General features: G+C 60.8%; 14 protein-coding genes. 1 reads left to right on the top strand and 13 read right to left on the bottom strand.

What is annotated here, in order from left to right; translation table 11 throughout:
• Positions 1 to 105: 105 nt before the first annotated feature.
• Positions 106 to 1,008, bottom strand: a complete 903-nt coding sequence (locus VLA07_RS12785; RefSeq protein WP_333989376.1) for a LysR family transcriptional regulator — start codon at positions 1,006 to 1,008, stop codon at positions 106 to 108.
• A gap of 178 nt (positions 1,009 to 1,186) precedes the next feature.
• Here VLA07_RS12785 and VLA07_RS12780 point away from each other — a divergent pair, with 178 nt between their 5' ends.
• Positions 1,187 to 2,404, top strand: a complete 1,218-nt coding sequence (locus VLA07_RS12780) for an MFS transporter (protein ID WP_412103650.1) — start codon at positions 1,187 to 1,189, stop codon at positions 2,402 to 2,404.
• A gap of 1 nt (position 2,405) precedes the next feature.
• Here the strand turns inward: VLA07_RS12780 and VLA07_RS12775 are convergent, their stop codons facing one another.
• The 12 genes from VLA07_RS12775 to VLA07_RS12720 form a co-directional block, all read right to left on the bottom strand.
• Positions 2,406 to 2,918 carry a cytochrome b gene (locus tag VLA07_RS12775; RefSeq protein WP_027611321.1) on the bottom strand — a complete coding sequence of 171 codons (513 nt, stop codon included), beginning with the start codon at positions 2,916 to 2,918 and terminating at the stop codon, positions 2,406 to 2,408.
• A gap of 187 nt (positions 2,919 to 3,105) precedes the next feature.
• Positions 3,106 to 4,173 carry a uroporphyrinogen decarboxylase gene (hemE, locus tag VLA07_RS12770; protein WP_333989375.1) on the bottom strand — a complete coding sequence of 356 codons (1,068 nt, stop codon included), beginning with the start codon at positions 4,171 to 4,173 and terminating at the stop codon, positions 3,106 to 3,108.
• A gap of 240 nt (positions 4,174 to 4,413) precedes the next feature.
• On the bottom strand, positions 4,414 to 5,832 hold the full coding sequence (locus tag VLA07_RS12765) for an FAD-dependent oxidoreductase (RefSeq protein WP_007909438.1): 1,419 nt from the start codon (positions 5,830 to 5,832) through the stop codon (positions 4,414 to 4,416).
• A 33-nt stretch (positions 5,833 to 5,865) separates the two neighbouring features.
• On the bottom strand, positions 5,866 to 10,311 hold the full coding sequence (gltB, locus tag VLA07_RS12760; protein ID WP_333989374.1) for a glutamate synthase large subunit: 4,446 nt from the start codon (positions 10,309 to 10,311) through the stop codon (positions 5,866 to 5,868).
• A gap of 350 nt (positions 10,312 to 10,661) precedes the next feature.
• Positions 10,662 to 12,251, bottom strand: a complete 1,590-nt coding sequence (locus VLA07_RS12755) for an AAA family ATPase (RefSeq protein ID WP_333989373.1) — start codon at positions 12,249 to 12,251, stop codon at positions 10,662 to 10,664.
• A gap of 10 nt (positions 12,252 to 12,261) precedes the next feature.
• Positions 12,262 to 13,362: a 3-dehydroquinate synthase gene (gene aroB / locus VLA07_RS12750; RefSeq protein ID WP_210556778.1), complete on the bottom strand. Its 1,101-nt coding sequence runs from the start codon at positions 13,360 to 13,362 to the stop codon at positions 12,262 to 12,264.
• Between the two features lie 151 nt (positions 13,363 to 13,513).
• Positions 13,514 to 14,032: a shikimate kinase AroK gene (gene aroK / locus VLA07_RS12745; protein ID WP_027611316.1), complete on the bottom strand. Its 519-nt coding sequence runs from the start codon at positions 14,030 to 14,032 to the stop codon at positions 13,514 to 13,516.
• Positions 14,033 to 14,036: 4 nt separating this feature from the next.
• Entirely contained in the window at positions 14,037 to 16,109 is a 2,073-nt protein-coding gene (gene pilQ / locus VLA07_RS12740; RefSeq protein WP_330206778.1) for a type IV pilus secretin PilQ, read from the bottom strand.
• Positions 16,110 to 16,122: 13 nt separating this feature from the next.
• The gene (locus VLA07_RS12735; protein ID WP_330206777.1) at positions 16,123 to 16,650 is read right to left on the bottom strand and encodes a pilus assembly protein PilP; all 528 of its coding nucleotides are present in this window, start codon (positions 16,648 to 16,650) and stop codon (positions 16,123 to 16,125) included.
• Complete coding sequence (gene pilO / locus VLA07_RS12730; protein WP_330206776.1) at positions 16,647 to 17,270, bottom strand: type 4a pilus biogenesis protein PilO; 624 nt, start codon at positions 17,268 to 17,270, stop codon at positions 16,647 to 16,649. The genes VLA07_RS12735 and pilO overlap by 4 nt, the downstream gene beginning before the upstream one ends.
• Entirely contained in the window at positions 17,267 to 17,833 is a 567-nt protein-coding gene (locus VLA07_RS12725; protein ID WP_330206775.1) for a PilN domain-containing protein, read from the bottom strand. The genes pilO and VLA07_RS12725 overlap by 4 nt, the downstream gene beginning before the upstream one ends.
• A complete protein-coding gene (locus tag VLA07_RS12720; protein WP_096794691.1) occupies positions 17,833 to 18,897 on the bottom strand; it encodes a pilus assembly protein PilM in 1,065 nt (354 codons plus the stop codon). The genes VLA07_RS12725 and VLA07_RS12720 overlap by 1 nt, the downstream gene beginning before the upstream one ends.
• Positions 18,898 to 19,035: the final 138 nt, after the last annotated feature.

The following is a 19,035-nucleotide window of genomic DNA, read 5'->3' as shown; positions in this document are numbered from 1 at the left end:
GGGGCGTTGGTGTTTGAGTTGACGCCTTCGCGAGCAGGCTCGCTCCCACTTTGGAATGCGTTCCCCTGTGGGAGCGAGCCTGCTCCCGATTTGATTGCGCAGCAATCAAGCTTTTGAAGGCTCAACCTTGCGCGTCAGCAGTTCGACGAACGCCTTGGCCATTGGCGATTTCTGATCCTTGCGCTGCGCCAGCCACACCGCCGACACTGCCTCCGGATCGAGCAGTGGTCGATAGACCACACCGTCAATGCGCATCCGCTGATACGACGCCGGCAACACCGAAACCCCCAGCCCCGCTGCGACCAGTCCGATGATGGTCATCGCCTCACCGGCCTCCTGGGCGAAGTGCGGACTGAATCCGGCATCGCGCGCCAGACTGAGCAGTTGCGCATACAACCCGCTGCCATAGCTGCGTGGAAAGAACACGAACGGCTCCAGCGCCAGCGCCGAGAGGAACAAGCCTTCCTCGCTGCCCTGCGCCAACGGATGTTTGGAGCCGAGCACCGCCACCAGCGGCTCACGCATCAGCTCCACCACACTCAGCGAATCCGGCAGGCCCAGCGGGCGCATGATCCCGACTTCGATCGACTCATCCACCAGCGCGTCCGCGACCATGGTGCTGCTCATCTCCCGCAGGTTCAGGTGGACTGCCGGGAAACGCTGACGAAAAGCAAAAATCGCCTGGGGAATGGTCGAGTTGAACGGCGCCGACGAGGTGAAGCCAATCTTCAATTCGCCGAGTTCGCCGAGTTGTGCACGCCGGGCGACGTCCGCCGCTTTGTCGACCTGCGCCAGCACCAGCCGCGCCTCCTGCAGAAACAATCGCCCGGCCTCGCTCAGCTCGACCCGACGATTGGTGCGCTCGAACAACCGCGCGCCGACCTCTTGCTCCAGCGCCTGGATCTGCTGGCTCAGCGGTGGCTGAGAGATCCCCAGCACCTGTGCGGCGCGGCCGAAATGCAGTTCTTCGGCGACGGCGATGAAGTAGCGCAGATGACGCAATTCCATGGAAACCCCATTAGGTCGTTAAAGCTATCAAACAGGTCGAACAATATATTGGATAGAAACATTAGCCAGCTATATGATTTTTTCATTGCCTGCCTGGCCGTGCCCTCCGAGGTCTGATGTGAAAACCGCCGCCGCCCCTCTTGCCCATGAAGTTCCGCCTGCCGCGGCGGACGATGTCATCGCCGAGCTGCAGGAGATCTACATCGAAAAAGGCACGCCGATGTTCATGCGCACGGTGCTGGCGCTGTTCAGCGGCGGCTTCGCGACCTTCGCTTTGCTGTATTGCGTGCAGCCGATGATGCCGCTGCTGTCCCACGAGTATGGAATCAACGCGGCGCAGAGCAGCCTGATTCTGTCGGTGGCGACTGGCATGCTGGCCGTCGGGCTGTTGATCACCGGGCCGATTTCCGACCGGGTCGGACGCAAGCCGGTGATGGTCGCAGCGCTGTTCGCCGCCGCGCTGTGCACCATCGCCAGCTCGATGATGCCGAGCTGGCACGGTGTGCTGATCATGCGCGCGCTGATCGGGCTGTCGTTGAGTGGTCTAGCGGCGGTGGCGATGACGTATCTGAGCGAGGAAATCCATCCGCAGCACATCGGTCTGGCGATGGGCCTGTACATCGGCGGCAACGCGATTGGCGGGATGAGCGGCCGGTTGATCACCGGGGTGCTGATCGACTTCGTCAGTTGGCACACGGCGATGCTGGTGATTGGCGGTCTGGCGCTTGTCGCAGCGGCGGTGTTCTGGAAGATCCTTCCCGAATCGCGCAACTTCCGCTCACGCTCACTGCATCCACGCAGCCTGCTTGATGGCTTCACCATGCACTTTCGCGACGCCGGCCTGCCGCTGCTATTTCTTGAAGCATTCGTGCTGATGGGCGCCTTCGTCACCCTGTTCAACTACATCGGCTATCGCCTGCTGGCCGCGCCGTACAACCTCGATCAGGTGTTCGTCGGTTTGCTGTCGGTGGTGTACCTGTCGGGCATCTACAGCTCGGCGAAGATCGGTTCACTGGCGGACAAACTGGGGCGGCGCAAAGTGCTGTGGGCAACCATCGCACTGATGTTCGCCGGCCTTGCACTGACCATGTTCACACCGCTGTTGCTGGTGATCGTCGGCATGCTGATCTTCACCTTCGGCTTCTTCGGCGCGCACTCGGTGGCGAGCAGCTGGATCGGCCGGCGCGCGACCAAGGCCAAGGGCCAGGCGTCGTCGTTGTATTTGTTCAGCTATTACGCCGGGTCGAGTATTGCCGGCACGGCTGGCGGGGTGTTCTGGCATCTCGGCGGGTGGAATGGCATCGGCCTGTTTATTGGCGCCCTGTTGATGATCGCGCTGTTGGTGGCGTTGAAACTGGCGAAGTTGCCGCCCCTCGGTGGCAGCGCTCCCGCTTGAGTCAGAACACCATTTTTTTCAGGATTCGGCGCCCACACATTTCGTGTTTGATAACGGCTGCGATGTGTAGCGCTACTTGAACCAGTAACATCACGCACGCCCAAACATGGATGACGAAGAACCGATCAATCCACTGTAGATCGTTCAGCGGCGCCGGAATAAGAACCAGATCAAATATATTGATCGGTCGATCCATCATTAATATTCCTGTGAGCAAGACAACCGCCGTCATCAGATAAATAGACTTATGCATCCAACTCGCCAGACGCTCCACAAAGGTCCTGTCCACCTCGCAAGTGGTGTGAGAGCCTCTGACAGAAACATACAATCTCAGTATAAATATCGGAATAAATAAAGCCGTCACCGAAACATTTATAAATCCGACTATCGATTTTGTTTCCGCTGCAACTTTAATGACTGACACATAGAAGCCAGACAACAGAGCCCATAAAATTACTGCCGCAGATATCCAGTGCAAAGCAATCTGGAGACGCGAATATCCAACCCTTTTCATTGCAACCATCCTGATAAACAAGTGGCGCCATTACAAGGCTCTTAATTATCAACGTCAACGAGAAAACCATTAACAGAAACTGCACAAAGTAAACAATCTTTACGAAAAAGGTTTATTGCACTTTCAAATTAAACATACAAAATCAATTACCGCCCGAACATTGCATTCGGGCGGTCGTGTCAAAATCTTACTCGTGATACTGCGCCGACAGTTCATGCACCGCGCGCAGGAACGCACCGGCGTGCTCTGGGTCGACTTCCGGAGTGATGCCATGACCCAGGTTGAACACGTGGCCACTGCCTTTGCCATAGCTGGCCAGAATACGACCGACTTCAGTGCGGATCGCTTCAGGTTTGGCGTAGAGCACGGTCGGGTCCATGTTGCCTTGCAGCGCGACCTTGTCGCCGACGCGGGCGCGGGCGTTGCCGATGTCGCAGGTCCAGTCCAGGCCCAGTGCGTCGGCGCCAGCGTCGGCGATGCTTTCCAGCCACAGGCCGCCGTTCTTGGTGAACAGGATCACCGGCACCTTGCGACCGTCGTGCTCGCGGATCAGGCCGCAGACGATTTTCTTCATGTACGCCAGGGAGAACTCCTGATACGCCGCCGCCGACAGGTTGCCGCCCCAGGTATCGAAGATCTGCACCGCTTGCGCGCCGGCCTGGATCTGGCCGTTGAGGTACGAGGTCACCGACTGCGCCAGTTTGTCCAGCAGCAGGTGCATGGCTTGCGGGTTGTCGTAGAGCATCGCCTTGGTCTTGCGGAAGTCTTTCGACGAGCCGCCTTCAACCATGTAAGTGGCGAGGGTCCACGGGCTGCCGGAGAAGCCGATCAGCGGCACACGGCCGTTCAGCTCGCGGCGAATGGTGCTGACCGCGTCCATCACGTAGCCGAGGTCCTTGTGTGGATCCGGGATCGGCAACGCTTCGATGTCGGCCAGGGTGCTGACGACTTTCTTGAAGCGCGGGCCTTCACCGGTCTCGAAGTACAGGCCCTGGCCCATGGCATCGGGAATGGTGAGGATGTCGGAAAACAGGATCGCCGCGTCCAGTTGCGGGTAGCGGTCGAGCGGTTGCAACGTGACTTCGCAAGCGAATTCCGGATTCATGCACAGGCTCATGAAATCACCGGCCTGGGCACGGCTGGCGCGGTATTCAGGCAGGTAGCGGCCGGCCTGGCGCATCATCCACACCGGGGTGACGTCTACAGGTTGCTTGAGCAGGGCGCGGAGGAAACGGTCGTTCTTCAGGGCAGTCATGTCGGCATCCGGAAAAAAAGTGCGGGCATTTTCTCAGAGCGCGACGCAAAAGGCACGGATGCAGGTCAGCCTTTTGTCTATCGGGTCAATTTATTGCGTTGGAATACTGATTTTGCAACACCCCCAAAACAACTGTAGGAGTGAGCCTGCTCGCGATAGCGGTGTTTCAGTCAATGCATCAGGGACTGATCTACCGTCATCGCGAGCAGGCTCACTCCTACAAGGTATTGCGTTGTTTGCTTAGACACCCAGGTAATCGAGGATCCCTTCAGCCGCATTGCGGCCTTCGAAGATTGCCGTTACCACCAGGTCGGAACCGCGCACCATGTCGCCACCGGCGAAGATTTTCGGGTTGCTGGTCTGGTGCTTGTACTGACCTTGCTCAGGCGCGACGACGCGGCCCTGGCTGTCGGTCTGGATTTCGAACTGTTCGAACCACGGCGCCGGGCTCGGGCGGAAACCGAACGCGATGACCACGGCGTCGGCCGGGATGATCTCTTCGGAACCCGGGATCGGCTCGGGGCTGCGACGGCCACGGGCATCCGGTTCGCCGAGACGGGTCTCGACCACCTTCACGCCTTCGACCTTGTCTTCACCAACGATGGCGATCGGCTGGCGGTTGTAGAGGAATTTCACGCCTTCTTCCTTGGCGTTCTTCACCTCTTTGCGCGAGCCGGGCATGTTCGCTTCATCACGACGATAGGCGCAGGTCACCGACTTGGCGCCCTGACGGATCGAGGTGCGGTTGCAGTCCATCGCCGTGTCGCCACCGCCGAGTACCACGACCTTCTTGCCTTTCATGTCGACGAAATCTTCCGGCGACTTTTCAAAGCCCAGGTTGCGGTTGACGTTGGCGATCAGGAAGTCCAGCGCGTCATAAACGCCCGGCAGGTCCTCACCGGCGAAACCACCCTTCATGTAGGTGTAGGTGCCCATGCCCATGAACACGGCATCGTATTCGGCGAGCAGTTGCTCCATGGTCACATCCTTGCCGACCTCGGTGTTGAGGCGGAACTCGATGCCCATGCCGGTGAAGACTTCGCGGCGATTGCTCAACACGGTCTTCTCAAGCTTGAACTCGGGGATGCCGAAGGTCAGCAGACCGCCGATTTCCGGGTTCTTGTCGAACACCACCGGGGTCACGCCACCACGCACCAGCACGTCGGCACAACCGAGGCCCGCCGGGCCTGCGCCGATGATCGCGACACGCTTGCCGGTCGGTTTGACCTTGGACATGTCCGGGCGCCAGCCCATGGCGAACGCGGTGTCGGTGATGTACTTCTCGACCGAACCGATGGTCACCGCGCCGAAGCCGTCGTTGAGGGTGCAGGCACCCTCGCACAGACGATCCTGCGGACACACCCGGCCGCAGACTTCCGGCAGGGTGTTGGTCTGGTGCGACAGCTCGGCGGCCTGGAGGATGTTGCCCTCGGCCACCAGCTTCAGCCAGTTCGGAATGAAGTTGTGCACCGGGCACTTCCATTCGCAATACGGGTTGCCGCAACCCAGGCAGCGGTGGGCCTGGTCGGCCGACTGCTGGGGTTTGAACGGTTCGTAGATCTCGACGAACTCTTTCTTGCGTTGACGCAACAGTTTCTTCTTCGGATCCTTGCGCCCGACATCGATGAACTGGAAGTCGTTATTCAGACGTTCAGCCATTGTTAAAACCTCATCAAACTCTTCAGGCGCATATCACTGCGGGTTGGCACGAGTGCTGGAAAGCAACGATTTCAGGTTGGCAGCCTTAGGCTTGACCAGCCAGAAACGACGCAGGTAGTCATCAAGGTTCTCGGCGAGTTCACGACCCCACTCGCTCTCGGTTTCCTTGACGTACTCGTTCAGCACGTTCTGCAGGTGGCTGCGGTAGGCTTCCATCGCCTCGCCGCTGATCCGCTGGATTTCCACCAGTTCGTGGTTGACCCGGTCAACGAAGGTGTTGTCCTGGTCGAGCACGTAGGCGAAACCACCGGTCATGCCAGAGCCGAAGTTGTAACCGGTCTTGCCCAAAACGCAGACGAAACCACCGGTCATGTACTCGCAGCAGTGATCGCCAGTGCCTTCCACAACCGTGTGGGCACCGGAGTTACGCACGGCAAAACGCTCGCCTGCGGTGCCGGCGGCGAACAGCTTGCCGCCGGTGGCGCCGTACAGGCAGGTGTTGCCGATGATGGCGCTGTTCTGAGTCTGATAGACGCTGCCCTTCGGCGGCACGATGACCAGTTTGCCGCCGGTCATGCCTTTGCCGACGTAGTCGTTGGCGTCGCCTTCCAGGTACATGTGCAGACCGCCGGCGTTCCACACGCCGAAGCTCTGACCGGCCGTGCCTTTGAAGCGGAAGGTGATCGGCGCGTTGGCCATGCCCTGATTGCCGTGCTTGCGTGCGATTTCGCCGGAGATCCGCGCACCGATCGAACGGTCGCAGTTGCAGATGTCCAGTTCGAACTCGGCGCCGCTGAGGTCGTTGATCGCCGACGTCGCCATGTCGACCATTTTCTCGGCCACCAGGCCTTGGTCAAACGGCGGGTTGCGCTCAACGCCGCAGAATTGCGGTTTGTCCGCCGGGATGTGATCGCTGCCCAGCAGCGGGGTCAGATCCAGATGGTGTTGCTTGGCGGTCTGGCCTTCGAGGATTTCCAGCAGATCGGTGCGGCCGATCAGCTCTTCGAGGGAGCGCACGCCGAGCTTGGCCAGCCACTCACGGGTTTCTTCGGCGACGTAGGTGAAGAAGTTCACCACCATGTCGACGGTGCCAATGTAGTGATCCTTGCGCAGCTTCTCGTTCTGCGTCGCGACGCCAGTGGCGCAGTTGTTCAGGTGGCAGATGCGCAGGTATTTGCAGCCCAGGGCGATCATCGGTGCCGTACCGAAGCCGAAGCTTTCGGCGCCGAGGATCGCAGCCTTGATCACGTCGAGGCCGGTTTTCAGGCCGCCGTCGGTCTGCACCCGGACTTTGCCGCGCAGGTCGTTGCCGCGCAGGGTCTGGTGGGTTTCAGCGAGGCCGAGTTCCCACGGAGCGCCCGCGTATTTGATCGAGGTCAGCGGCGAAGCACCGGTGCCACCGTCGTAGCCGGAGATGGTGATCAAGTCCGCATAGGCCTTGGCTACACCGGCGGCGATGGTGCCGACGCCCGCTTCCGCTACCAGCTTCACCGAAACCAGCGCCTTCGGGTTGACCTGTTTCAGGTCGAAGATCAGTTGCGACAAGTCTTCGATCGAGTAGATGTCGTGGTGCGGCGGTGGCGAAATCAGGGTAACGCCCGGCACTGCGTAACGCAGCTTGGCGATCAGCCCGTTGACCTTGCCGCCCGGCAGTTGCCCGCCCTCGCCCGGCTTGGCGCCCTGCGCGACCTTGATCTGCAGCACTTCGGCGTTGACCAGGTATTCCGGGGTGACACCGAAACGGCCGGTCGCGACCTGCTTGATTTTCGAGCTCTTGATGGTGCCGTAGCGCGCCGGGTCTTCGCCGCCTTCGCCGGAGTTGGAACGCGCACCGAGGCGGTTCATGGCTTCGGCCAGGGCTTCGTGCGCTTCCGGCGACAGTGCGCCCAGCGAGATACCGGCGGAGTCGAAGCGCTTGAGCACTGATTCCAGCGGTTCGACTTCGCTGATGTCCAGCGGCTTGTCGAGGGTCTTGACCTTGAACAGGTCGCGGATCATCGACACCGGGCGGTTATCCACCAGCGAGGTGTATTCCTTGAACTTGGCATAGTCGCCCTGCTGCACGGCGGCTTGCAGGGTGTTGACCACGTCCGGGTTGTAAGCGTGATATTCGCCGCCGTGGACGAACTTCAGCAGACCGCCCTGCTGGATCGGCTTGCGCGGACTCCAGGCTTCGGTAGCGAGGGCTTTCTGCTCGGCTTCGATGTCGACGAAACGCGCACCCTTGATGCGGCTCGGCACGCCACGGAAGCTCAGCTCGCACACTTCTTCGGACAGGCCGATGGCTTCGAACAGTTGCGCACCACGGTACGAGGCGATGGTCGAGATGCCCATCTTCGACAGGATCTTCAGCAGACCTTTGGTGATGCCCTTACGGTAGTTCTTGAACACCTCGTAGAGGTCGCCCAGCACTTCACCGGTACGGATCAGGTCGCCCAGCACTTCGTAGGCCAGGAACGGATAGACCGCCGAGGCGCCGAAACCGATCAGCACCGCAAAGTGATGTGGATCGCGCGCGGTGGCGGTTTCAACGAGGATGTTGGAATCGCAGCGCAGGCCTTTTTCGGTCAGGCGGTGGTGCACCGCGCCGGTGGCCAGCGAAGCGTGGATCGGCAGTTTGCCCGGCGCGATATGACGGTCGCTCAGAACGATCTGGGTACGCCCGGCACGCACGGCCTCTTCAGCCTGATCGGCGACGTTGCGGATCGCCGCTTCGAGGCCGACGCTTTCGTCGTAGTTGAGGTCGATGATCTGCCGCTCGAAACCCGGGCGGTCGAGGTTCATCAGCGAGCGCCACTTGGCCGGCGAGATCACTGGCGAGCTGAGGATCACGCGCGAGGCGTGCTCCGGCGATTCCTGGAAGATGTTGCGCTCGGCACCGAGGCAGATCTCCAGCGACATCACGATCGCTTCACGCAGCGGGTCGATCGGCGGGTTGGTGACCTGCGCGAACTGCTGGCGGAAATAGTCGTACGGCGTGCGCACACGCTGCGACAGCACGGCCATCGGCGTATCGTCACCCATCGAGCCAACGGCTTCGTAGCCTTGCTCACCGAGCGGGCGCAGCACCTGATCACGCTCTTCGAACGTGACCTGATACATCTTCATGTATTGCTTGAGCTGATCCACGTCGTAGAACGCCGAACCGTGGTCGTTATCTTCCATGGTCGCCTGGATACGCAGAGCGTTCTTGCGCAGCCATTGCTTGTACGGATGACGGGACTTCAGACGGTTGTCGATCGCGTCGGTATCGAGGATCTGCCCGGTCTCGGTGTCCACGGCGAGGATCTGCCCCGGACCGACACGGCCCTTGGCGATCACGTCCTCTGGCTGGTAGTTCCAGACGCCGATTTCCGAGGCAACGGTGATGAAACCGTTGGTGGTAGTAACCCAGCGTGCCGGACGCAGACCGTTACGATCGAGCAGGCACACCGCGTAACGACCATCGGTCATTACCACGCCGGCCGGGCCGTCCCACGGTTCCATGTGCATCGAGTTGTACTCGTAGAACGCACGCAGATCCGGGTCCATGGTTTCAACGTTCTGCCACGCTGGCGGAATGATCATCCGCACGCCACGGAACAGGTCGATGCCACCGGTGACCATCAGTTCGAGCATGTTGTCCATGCTCGAGGAGTCGGAACCGACACGGTTGACCAGCGGGCCGAGTTCTTCCAGATCCATCAGATCGTTGGTGAACTTGGTCCGACGGGCCTGTGCCCAGTTACGGTTACCAGTGATGGTGTTGATCTCACCGTTGTGGGCGAGGAAACGGAATGGCTGGGCCAGCGGCCATTTCGGCAAGGTGTTGGTGGAGAAGCGCTGGTGGAACACGCAGATCGCGGTTTGCAGGCGCTGGTCACCCAGGTCCGGATAGAACGCGGCCAGGTCGGCCGGCATCATCAGGCCTTTATAGATGATGGTCTTGTGCGAAAAGCTGCAGATGTAGTGGTCGGTGTCGGCGGCGTTGGCCACCGACGAGCGACGACGGGCGCTGAACAGCTTGACCGCCATGTCCTGATCGCTCAGGCCTTCACCGCCGATGTACACCTGCTCGATCTGCGGCAGGCGCTCGAGGGCCAGTCGGCCGAGGACGCTGGTGTCGATCGGCACTTTGCGCCAGCCGATCAGTTGCAGGCCTTCAGCGAGGATCTCGCGGTTCATGTTCTCGCGAGCGGCTTCGGCCTTGGCCGGATCCTGGTTGAAGAAGACCATGCCCACGGCATATTGCTTGGGCAGCTCGACGCTGAAGTTTTCCTGGGCCATCGCCCGCAGGAACGCGTCAGGCTTTTGAATCAGCAGACCGCAACCGTCACCGGTCTTGCCGTCGGCATTAATCCCACCGCGGTGGGTCATGCAGGTCAGGGCCTCGATGGCCGTTTGCAAAAGGGTATGACTGGGCTCGCCCTGCATATGGGCTATCAGGCCGAAACCGCAGTTATCCTTGAATTCATCTGGTTGGTACAGACCTGCTTTCATAGACACTTTCTCACCAGGCTGCCTCTTTACGAGGCAAATTTCTTTTCAATTCAACCACTTGCTTGCCGCGCCGAACGTACGCCGGCTTTGCGGGGGCAAAAGGGTGGTCATTGTACACAGCGACACAGAGGCTCACAAATTTGACGACGAAATGTCGCAAATTCATGTCGCATTTGTGAAAGGTTTAAAGCGATCTGCTGTGCTAGTCAAAACTTTTTTAATTTTGACTGCAACGACTCAAAGACTACTGTGACGCAGACACCACAAGGCACGCGGTCTGTAGAGACGGCGCGCACTCGTAGAAATTTTGAGGTGCTTGGAGAGGCGGCCTGGGTAAGGCCGCCGAATCTTCAGCGAGTTGTTGCCAGTTCCTGTTGGACGCTGGCGACAGTGCGAGGCCAAGGTTTACCAGCCTGAACCTTCGCTGGCAAGGCCTTGATGGCAGAAACGGCTGCATCACGATTGGCGAAATTGCCGTAGGTGATCACGTAGAGAGGCTTGCCGTTGAGGACTTTCTTGAAATAACGGTACTCGCCGCCCTGCTCCTTGACGAAGTTCTGCGCGGTCGCTTCGGAGCTGGTGCCGAGGATCTGCACCACGTAGTTGCTGGTCGGTTGACCGGCGTACCAGCTGCCACCGGCAGCCTTGGCCACGGTAACCGGCTTCTCGGCCGGTTTGGCAGCCGCAACAGGCTTGGCCGGGGCGGAAGCCGGTTTGGCCGCTGGCGCTGCCGGAGCAGGCTTGGCGGTGGCGAGCTGAGTCGGTGCCGGGGTCGGCTTGGCCGCGGGTGCCGGAACCGGGGTTGGCGCCGGGCCAGCCGGAACACCTGCCGGTGGTGCGGAAGTCGTTACGGTCGGCGGTGTTGCGCTGGAGCCTTCGACAGGCACGCCGTCGTCACCTTCAGTGATGCCACCCGCAGCTTCAGCCAACGGGCCGCGCATCACCGGCTGCGAGTTGCCGACCAGCGGCAGCGGCATCGGCTGGGTATTGCCGGCGAACTCGACGTTCGGTGCGCCGCCATTGGCGCCTTGGCCCAATGGCAGTTGTGCCTGTTCGTTGGCAGGTGCGCCGGTGGTTGGCGCCTTGTTGCGACCCGGCATCAGCCAGGCGGCGGCGACCGCGACCACAACGACGGCGGAAATCGCCAATACGTGTTTCTTCGGCATGTTGAACCCCATACTTGGACGCTTGACCGCAGAGCGGCTGGCAATCATGACTTCGATCAGTGCATCGCGAGCGACCTGGTTGATGTTACCAGGCCAACCCTCGGCGCTTTCGTGAATCTCAGAGATCTGATCCGCGGTGAAAAGTTCGACACCCCGGCCCGCACCTTCGAGCCGTTGGTCGAGATATTCGCGGGTCTCTTCTTCGGTATACGGCTGCAGTTCGATGACGTGGAAGCGCTCTTCCTCGAGGTGCAAGGCCTCCAGTTGCGCGATCAGCGACGACTCACCGAACAGGAACACATGCGGGCGACCTTCCGGTGCCCCGGCACCCAGCGCCATCAGCGCTTCGAGGGCGGATTCGTCGAGCTGCTCGGCGTCATCCACCAGCAGATAGACCTCCTGGCCGGTAAGCGCGAGTTGCACTACCTGATCCAGAATCGCGCCAACTTCGGCCTGAGCCACGTTCAGTGCCTGAGCCACCTGGCGCAGCACGCCGGCGGCATCGCCAGCCCCACGGGCCGACACGACAACGCTTTGCACCGATTGCTTGTTGGTGCTGGCCACCAGCGCCTGACGCAGCAAGGTCTTGCCACTACCCTGCGGGCCGGTGACCACCAGCAGCAACTGGCTGTAACGCGCCAGGTGGTGCAATTGCCCCAGCACCGGTTTGCGCTGGGCCGGGAAGAATTTGAAGCCCGGCACCCGCGGCGCGAAAGGGTCGTGACTTAACTGGAAATGGCCGAGGAACGCCTCGTCGGCATGCAAACTAGTCATCGGAATCTTATTAACCTTTAAGCTGAGCCAGAGCGCGGTAATCCGCTCCCAGCGTGGCCTGTAGAACCTCTTTCGGATAATCGGCGGTCACCACCGCTTCGCCCATCCGGCGCAGCAGCACCAGGCGCAGACGACCGTCGATCACTTTTTTATCAATTGCCATATGTTCGAGAAAATCGGCTTCGGTCATTTCTTCCGGCGGAATCACCGGCAGACCGGCACGCTGGAACAGACGAATGCCGCGATCACGTTCCTGCTCGCTGATCCAGCCCAGACGCGCGGACATCTCCAGCGCCATCACGGTGCCAGCGGCCACCGCCTCACCATGCAACCAGACACCATAGCCCATGTGGGTCTCGATGGCGTGGCCGAAGGTGTGGCCGAGGTTGAGCGTGGCGCGCACGCCGGTTTCCTTCTCATCGGCACCGACCACTGCTGCCTTGGCCGCGCAGGAACGCTCGATGGCGTAGGTCAGGGCCTTCTGGTCCAGCGCGCGCAGAGCGTCGACGTTGTCTTCGAGCCAGGCCAGGAACGGCTCGTCGCAGATCAGACCGTACTTGATGACTTCGGCCAGACCGGCGGACAGTTCACGCTCCGGCAGGGTTTTCAGCGATGCAGTATCGATCAGCACCACGTTCGGCTGATAGAACGCGCCGACCATGTTCTTGCCCAGCGGATGGTTGATACCGGTCTTGCCGCCCACCGACGAATCGACCTGGGACAGCAGCGTGGTAGGAATCTGGATGAAATCGACACCGCGCTGGTAGCAGGCGGCGGCAAAACCGGCCATGTCACCGATGACACCGCCGCCGAGGGCGATGATCGTGGTGCGGCGGTCGTGACGGGCAGTCAGCAGGCCGTCGAAGATCAGTTGCAGGGTTTCCCAGTTCTTGAAGGCTTCGCCGTCCGGCAGCACCACCGAGATCACCGAGAACTGCGCAAGGCTGCGGGTCAGACGTTCGAGATAGAGCGGCGCAACGGTCTCGTTGGAGATGATTGCCACTTGCCGCCCATGGATATGCGGCGCCAGCAACTCGGGCTGATCCAACAAACCTTCGCCAATATGAATCGGGTAGCTGCGCTCGCCTAGATCGACCTTGAGTGTCTGCATGTGTCCCCACAGTGAAGATGGAAGCAGGCGTCCTGCCCTGAATTATTGGTTGTCTGCGGCCTGTAGCGAATCTGACGCCGCTCGCACGCCATCCGCCACAACCTCGGCGGTTGTGACAGGACCCCGAGGATAGCGCATTTCCGGCGGCGCTTTAACGGGGTGGCAGCTGTGCCAGACGGTCGAGAATGTCGAGCACCACCATGCGCGGTGGCCGTTCGTCGGTTTCCACCACCAGATCGGCGATCTCCCGATAAAGCGGATCGCGGATCTCGAGCAGGTCTCGCAGGGTTTTCGCCGGATCGGCGGTGCGTAGCAAAGGACGATTGCGATCGCGCGACGTACGCCCGACCTGCTGCTCGACGGAGGCATGCAGATACACCACCCGTCCGCCCGCATGCAGGGCCTTGCGGTTGGCATCACGCATCACCGCGCCGCCGCCGGTCGCCAGCACCACGCCGTCGAACGCGCACAGCTCGGCGATCATCGCCTGCTCACGGTCACGAAAGCCGGGCTCGCCTTCCTTGTCGAAGATCCACGGGATATTGGCGCCCGTGCGCAGTTCAATTTCCTTGTCGGAATCTTTGAACGGCAGGCGCAGCTCTTTGGCCAGCAACCGGCCGATGGTGCTTTTTCCAGCGCCCATCGGTCCTACAAGAATCAAATTTCGCACAGAATCAACGACTCACAGCAATCGCCTGGTTATTCATGATACGCGGAGTGAGAAATACCAGCAGCTCGGATTTTTTCTCCGAAACCACATCACGCCGGAAAAGGCGGCCAAGATACGGCACATCGCCAAGAAATGGCACCTTATCTACGACCTTGCTTTGAGTATTTGAGAAAACGCCCCCAATCACGATGGTCTCGCCGTCGTTCACCAGCACCTTGGCGTTGACCTCGTTCTTCTTGATCGGCGGTACATCCTGCACTTTGTTCAGGTAGTCCGGTTCGTCCTTGGTGACCTTGACCTCCATGATGATGCGGTTGTCGGGGGTGATCTGCGGCGTCACTTCCAGCGACAGCGAAGCCTCCTTGAAAGACACCGACGTCGCACCGCTGGAGCTGGCTTCCTGATACGGAATCTCGGTGCCCTTGAGGATCTTCGCCGTCTCTTTGTCGGAGGTAACCACTTTGGGCTGCGAGACGATCTCACCGTTGCCGGTCTTCTCCATGGCGGTCAGCTCAAGATCGAGCAGCACATTGTCGGTAATGAAGGCGATGCCGATCCCCGAGGTATTACCCACCGTGCCCATGTCGACGAACGGCGAGTTGGTACTGGTACTGCCCGGTGTGCCAATGGTGGTCGACGAGCCATTGCTGACCCCCGAGGTGTTCCAGTTGCCCTTGTTCTGGATCGAACCGCCCCAGCGCACGCCCAGACTCTTGTCGTAATCGACGTTGGCCTCGACGATCCGCGCCTCGATCATCACCTGGCGCACCGGAATATCCAGTTGCGCCACGATCCGCCGCAGTTCGTCGAGGCGATCCTGGGTCTGGTAGGCAATGATGTTGTTGGTGCGCTCATCGACGGTAATCGAGCCTCGTTCGTCGATTTTCGCCTCGGCACTGGTCACCGACTGGAACAGCTTGGCGATGTCCGCGGCCTTGGCGTAATTCACTTGCAGCAGCTCGCGGCGCAGCGGCGCCAGTTCGGCGATCTGTTTCTGTGACTCCAGTTCCTGGCGTTCGCGGGCGGCGATTTCGTCGGCTGGCGCCACCAGCAACACGTTGCCGATCTTGCGTTTATCCAGCCCCTTGGTTTTCAGCACCAGGTCCAGCGCCTGATCCCACGGCACGTTTTGCAGACGCAAGGTGATCCCGCCCTGCACGGTATCGCTGGCCACCAGATTGAGGTTGGTAAAGTCGGCGATCAGTTGCAGCACCGAGCGCACGTCGATGTCCTGGAAATTCAGCGAAAGCTTTTCGCCGCTGTAGCTGTTGCGGTCAGCGTTGCGCTTTTGCAGGTCATCGACCGTCATCGGGCGAATACTGACGGTCAGTTTGTTGTCGGTCTGATAGGTGGAATAGTCGAACGTGCCGCTGGGTTCGACGGTGATCACCGCACGATCGCCAGTGGCGGCAGCGTTGACGAACTGCACCGGCGTGGCGAAGTCCTTGACGTCGAGGCGCACCCGCAGCCTGTCGGGCAACTGCGTGCGAGCAAAGCTCAGGATGATCTTGCCGTCATGCTCCTGGATGTCCGGGGCGATGGTCGGATCCGACAGGTCAATGACGACGTTGCCCTCCCCCGCGGTGCCGCGCTGGAAGTCGACGCCACGAATGGTTTTGGCGACGGGGGTATAAGCCTTCGCCGGCGCCGCGACCGGTCGTGGCGCAACAACGGCTGGCCGTGGCGCAGCAGGCTTGGCGCCCTGCCCGACCACCACGAACAGATTGTTGCCCTCGACCCGTGAGGTATACGGCGTCAGTTGCGTCAGATTGATGATCAGGCGCGTGCGGTCGTTGGCTTCCACCACTGTGGCGGTTCGCGCGTTGCCGCTGCCCAGATCGCGGGTCTTGTTCGTCAGTTGGCTGGCGACACCCGGCAGATCCAGGGCGATTCGCGCCGGCGATTCGGTGGTGTAGCCCTTGGGTTGCGGTGGCGGGCTGTCGAACGACAGCTTCAACTCGATGCGGTCACCCGGCAACGCCGCGACATCCAGCGTCTTGAGGCTGGCCGCCTGAACCATCGGTGAAAGCAGCGCTATCCATAGCGAAAAACCGAGGGTGGAGAAAATCCTGTTCATTGTTCGACTTCCACTATGAGTGCTCTTTCAAAGGAATGGTGCGCGGACGTTCCAGCCAGGCGCCTTCGCCGTCGGGCACGATCTCGACCACATCGACCTGAGTGGCGCTGATGGCGACAATGCGCCCGTCGTTGCGCCCCAGGTAGTCGCCGACTTTCAACCGATGCACTGCACCCGCCCCGCGCAGCAAGGCGAAGGAGCCGCTGGCATTGGAGATCGTGCCGACCATTTCAAACTGCTCGATGTTGAAACCTTCGAGGTATTGCTTGACCCGGTTGGGGTCGGGTTTGACGTTGCGCGAGCCACGCTGCTGCCCGGCCAGATCGACGCGCACCTGGCGCGAGAACGGGCTGCGCAGGTTGGCCGCGCTGTAGGTAAAGGTGGGATAGGAATGAAAGGTCGGCGTCGGCTCGATCCGGCCGGCCGGGCGCAGACGCACTTCGTTCATGTAGGCGTCGAGGTCGCTGAATTCGTCACTGCTGCCGCAACCACTGAGGCCGAGCACCAGCACTGACAGGGCGAAATAACGGATCGGGGTCATTTGTCCAACCCCTTGTCGTTATAGCGGTAGGTCTTGGCGAGGATGCTCATGCGCAGCTTCGTCCCGCCGTCGGGATTGGCCGGTGCCAGTTCGAAATCGTGCAAGGTGACGATCCGTGGCAACCCGGCGACGCCACTGACGAAGGTCGCGAGGTCGTGGTAAGCCCCGGTGACAGTGATCTGGATCGGCAGCTCGATGTAGAACGGCTGGGTCACCTCCGGCAGCAGCTTGATCTCTTCGAATTCAAGACCGCTGCCCAGCCCGGTACGGGTAATGTCTTCGAGCAATCCCGGGACTTCGGTGTCGCTGGGCAACTGCCGCAGGAGCACGCCGAAGGAGTTCTCCATCTCCTTCATCTGCTGGGTGTACAGCTCCAGGTTGGCGGCCATGTGCGCCTTGCTGGCGAACTGCTCCTTCAAGGTGTCCTCTTCCTGACGCTTGGCTTCCAGCTGGTTTTCCACGTCGCTGATGAAAAAGTTATAGCCAAGCGCCAACACCAGCACCGCCAGCAACGCTCCCGCGATGGTTTTCACCGCGGCCGGCCAGGAGCCGATATTGCTGGTGTCCAGATCGTTGAAGTCAATATTGCGCAGACTTTGCAGCCATTCGGACGGCTTCATTTGTCGCCCTCCGTCGCGGCTGGCTGGGTCTGACGCACGGTCAGCTGAAAGACGTTGGCCTGATCCACCTGACCGGCAGTCGTCGCTTTCACTTCATTAAGACTCGGCGCATCGAACCAGTCGGAAGCATCCAGATTGCGCATCAGCTCCGAAACGCGGTTGTTCGACTCCGCCGCGCCGCTGATCGACAGCGTCTTGCCGAGCAATTTCACGCTGGTGAAATACACCCCGTCCGGCAGCGTGCGCGCCAGTTGGTCGAAGATCCGCCCGCTGATCTGCCGGTTGCCCTGCAAGTCCTGGATGATGCGCATGCGCTCGACCAGTTGCTGGCGCCGTGCCTTGAGTTCGCTGATCTGCTTGATCCGCTCGTCGACCACGGCGATTTGTTTGCCGATGTAGGCGTTGCGTGCTGTCTGCCGCTCGATGGCGGTGCCGACGATCTGATCGGCAATGAACACCGCGCCCACCGAACCGACGAACACCCCGATCAGGATCAGCAGAAAGCGTTTGCGCCGCTCTTCGCGGCGTTCCTCACGCCAGGGGAGAAGGTTGATCCGCGCCATCAGTCGAAACTCCTGAGCGCGAGCCCGCAGGCAATCATCAGGGCCGGCGCGTCACTGGCCAAGGCTCCGGCGTTGACCTTGCTGCTCAAGGCCATGTCGGAAAACGGGTTGGCGACCTGGGTCGGGGTGCCCAGACGCTGTTCGATCAGCCGATCCAGCCCCGGCACCGAGGCGGTGCCGCCGGCCAACAGGATGTGATCGACGGCGTTGTACTGCCCGGAGGCAAAGAAGAACTGCAACGAGCGCGAGACCTGCTGCACCAGAGCATCACGGAACGGTTGCAATACCTCGCTGACATAGTCGTCAGGCAGACCGCCCTGCTTTTTCGCCAGCCCGGCCTGCTCGACAGTCAGGCCGTAGCGGCGCTGAATTTCCTCGGTCAGTTGCCGGCCACCGAACAGCTGCTCGCGGGTATAGATGATGCGGCCGTTGTGCAGGACGCTGAGGGTGGTCATGGTCGCGCCGATGTCCACCACCGCCACGGTCAGGCGTTCCTGCGAGGCTGCCAGTTGAGTGGCGAGCAGACCGAACGAGCGCTCTAGCGCATAGGCCTCGACATCGACCACGCGCGCGGTCAGCCCGGCCAGCGCCAGCGCCGCTTCGCGGACTTCGACGTTTTCCTTGCGACAGGCGGCCAGCAGCACGCTGACCCGCTCCGGGTTGCGCGGCGACACGCCCTGGACTTCGAAATCGATGGCGACTTCGTCCAGTGGATAGGGAATGTATTGGTCGGCTTCGATCTTCAGCTGGTTTTCCAGCTCGTCATCGGTCAGCCCGGCGTCCATCTCGATGATCTTGGTGATCACCGCAGAACCGGCCACCGCCACCGCCACGCTCTTGAGCCCGGTGCGCGCCTTGACCAGTACCCGGGACAAGGCGTGGCCCACGCCTTCGAGCTCGGCGATGTTCTTTTCGACCACGGCGTTGGGCGGCAGCGGCTCTACCGCGTAGGCCTCGACCCGGTAGCGGTCGCCCTGACGGCTCAACTCCAGCAGCTTCACCGAAGTGGAGCTGATGTCGATCCCCAGTAACGTATTGGTCTTTTTCTTGAAGAGTCCCAGCACTACCAATTCCCTATGACTTTCCGTGAGTTACGGACTCTGTAATACGCATTGCGTTCCTTCACCCCGTCTTGACAGAAGCGCAAATGACGCCCCCAGCAGAAAAGTGCTTATAATGCCCAGCGTTTTTTTCCGCTTTTT

Origin of the sequence: Pseudomonas sp. S3(2024), from assembly GCF_036861315.1 — a bacterium.
GTDB lineage: Bacteria > Pseudomonadota > Gammaproteobacteria > Pseudomonadales > Pseudomonadaceae > Aquipseudomonas > Aquipseudomonas putida_A.
Note: the sequence above shows the minus strand (reverse complement) of the source record. Positions and strands in the feature narration are given on the sequence as shown.

What these genes read in the sequence shown, in the direction of transcription:
- VLA07_RS12785 (WP_333989376.1), bottom strand. Translation starts at nt 1,008, where the DNA reads ATGGAATTGCGTCATCTGCGCTACTTCATCGCCGTCGCCGAAGAACTG.
- VLA07_RS12775 (WP_027611321.1), bottom strand. Translation starts at nt 2,918, where the DNA reads ATGAAAAGGGTTGGATATTCGCGTCTCCAGATTGCTTTGCACTGGATA.
- hemE (WP_333989375.1), bottom strand. Translation starts at nt 4,173, where the DNA reads ATGACTGCCCTGAAGAACGACCGTTTCCTCCGCGCCCTGCTCAAGCAA.
- VLA07_RS12765 (WP_007909438.1), bottom strand. Translation starts at nt 5,832, where the DNA reads ATGGCTGAACGTCTGAATAACGACTTCCAGTTCATCGATGTCGGGCGC.
- gltB (WP_333989374.1), bottom strand. Translation starts at nt 10,311, where the DNA reads ATGAAAGCAGGTCTGTACCAACCAGATGAATTCAAGGATAACTGCGGT.
- VLA07_RS12755 (WP_333989373.1), bottom strand. Translation starts at nt 12,251, where the DNA reads ATGACTAGTTTGCATGCCGACGAGGCGTTCCTCGGCCATTTCCAGTTA.
- aroB (WP_210556778.1), bottom strand. Translation starts at nt 13,362, where the DNA reads ATGCAGACACTCAAGGTCGATCTAGGCGAGCGCAGCTACCCGATTCAT.
- pilQ (WP_330206778.1), bottom strand. Translation starts at nt 16,109, where the DNA reads ATGAACAGGATTTTCTCCACCCTCGGTTTTTCGCTATGGATAGCGCTG.
- VLA07_RS12735 (WP_330206777.1), bottom strand. Translation starts at nt 16,650, where the DNA reads ATGACCCCGATCCGTTATTTCGCCCTGTCAGTGCTGGTGCTCGGCCTC.
- pilO (WP_330206776.1), bottom strand. Translation starts at nt 17,270, where the DNA reads ATGAAGCCGTCCGAATGGCTGCAAAGTCTGCGCAATATTGACTTCAAC.
- VLA07_RS12725 (WP_330206775.1), bottom strand. Translation starts at nt 17,833, where the DNA reads ATGGCGCGGATCAACCTTCTCCCCTGGCGTGAGGAACGCCGCGAAGAG.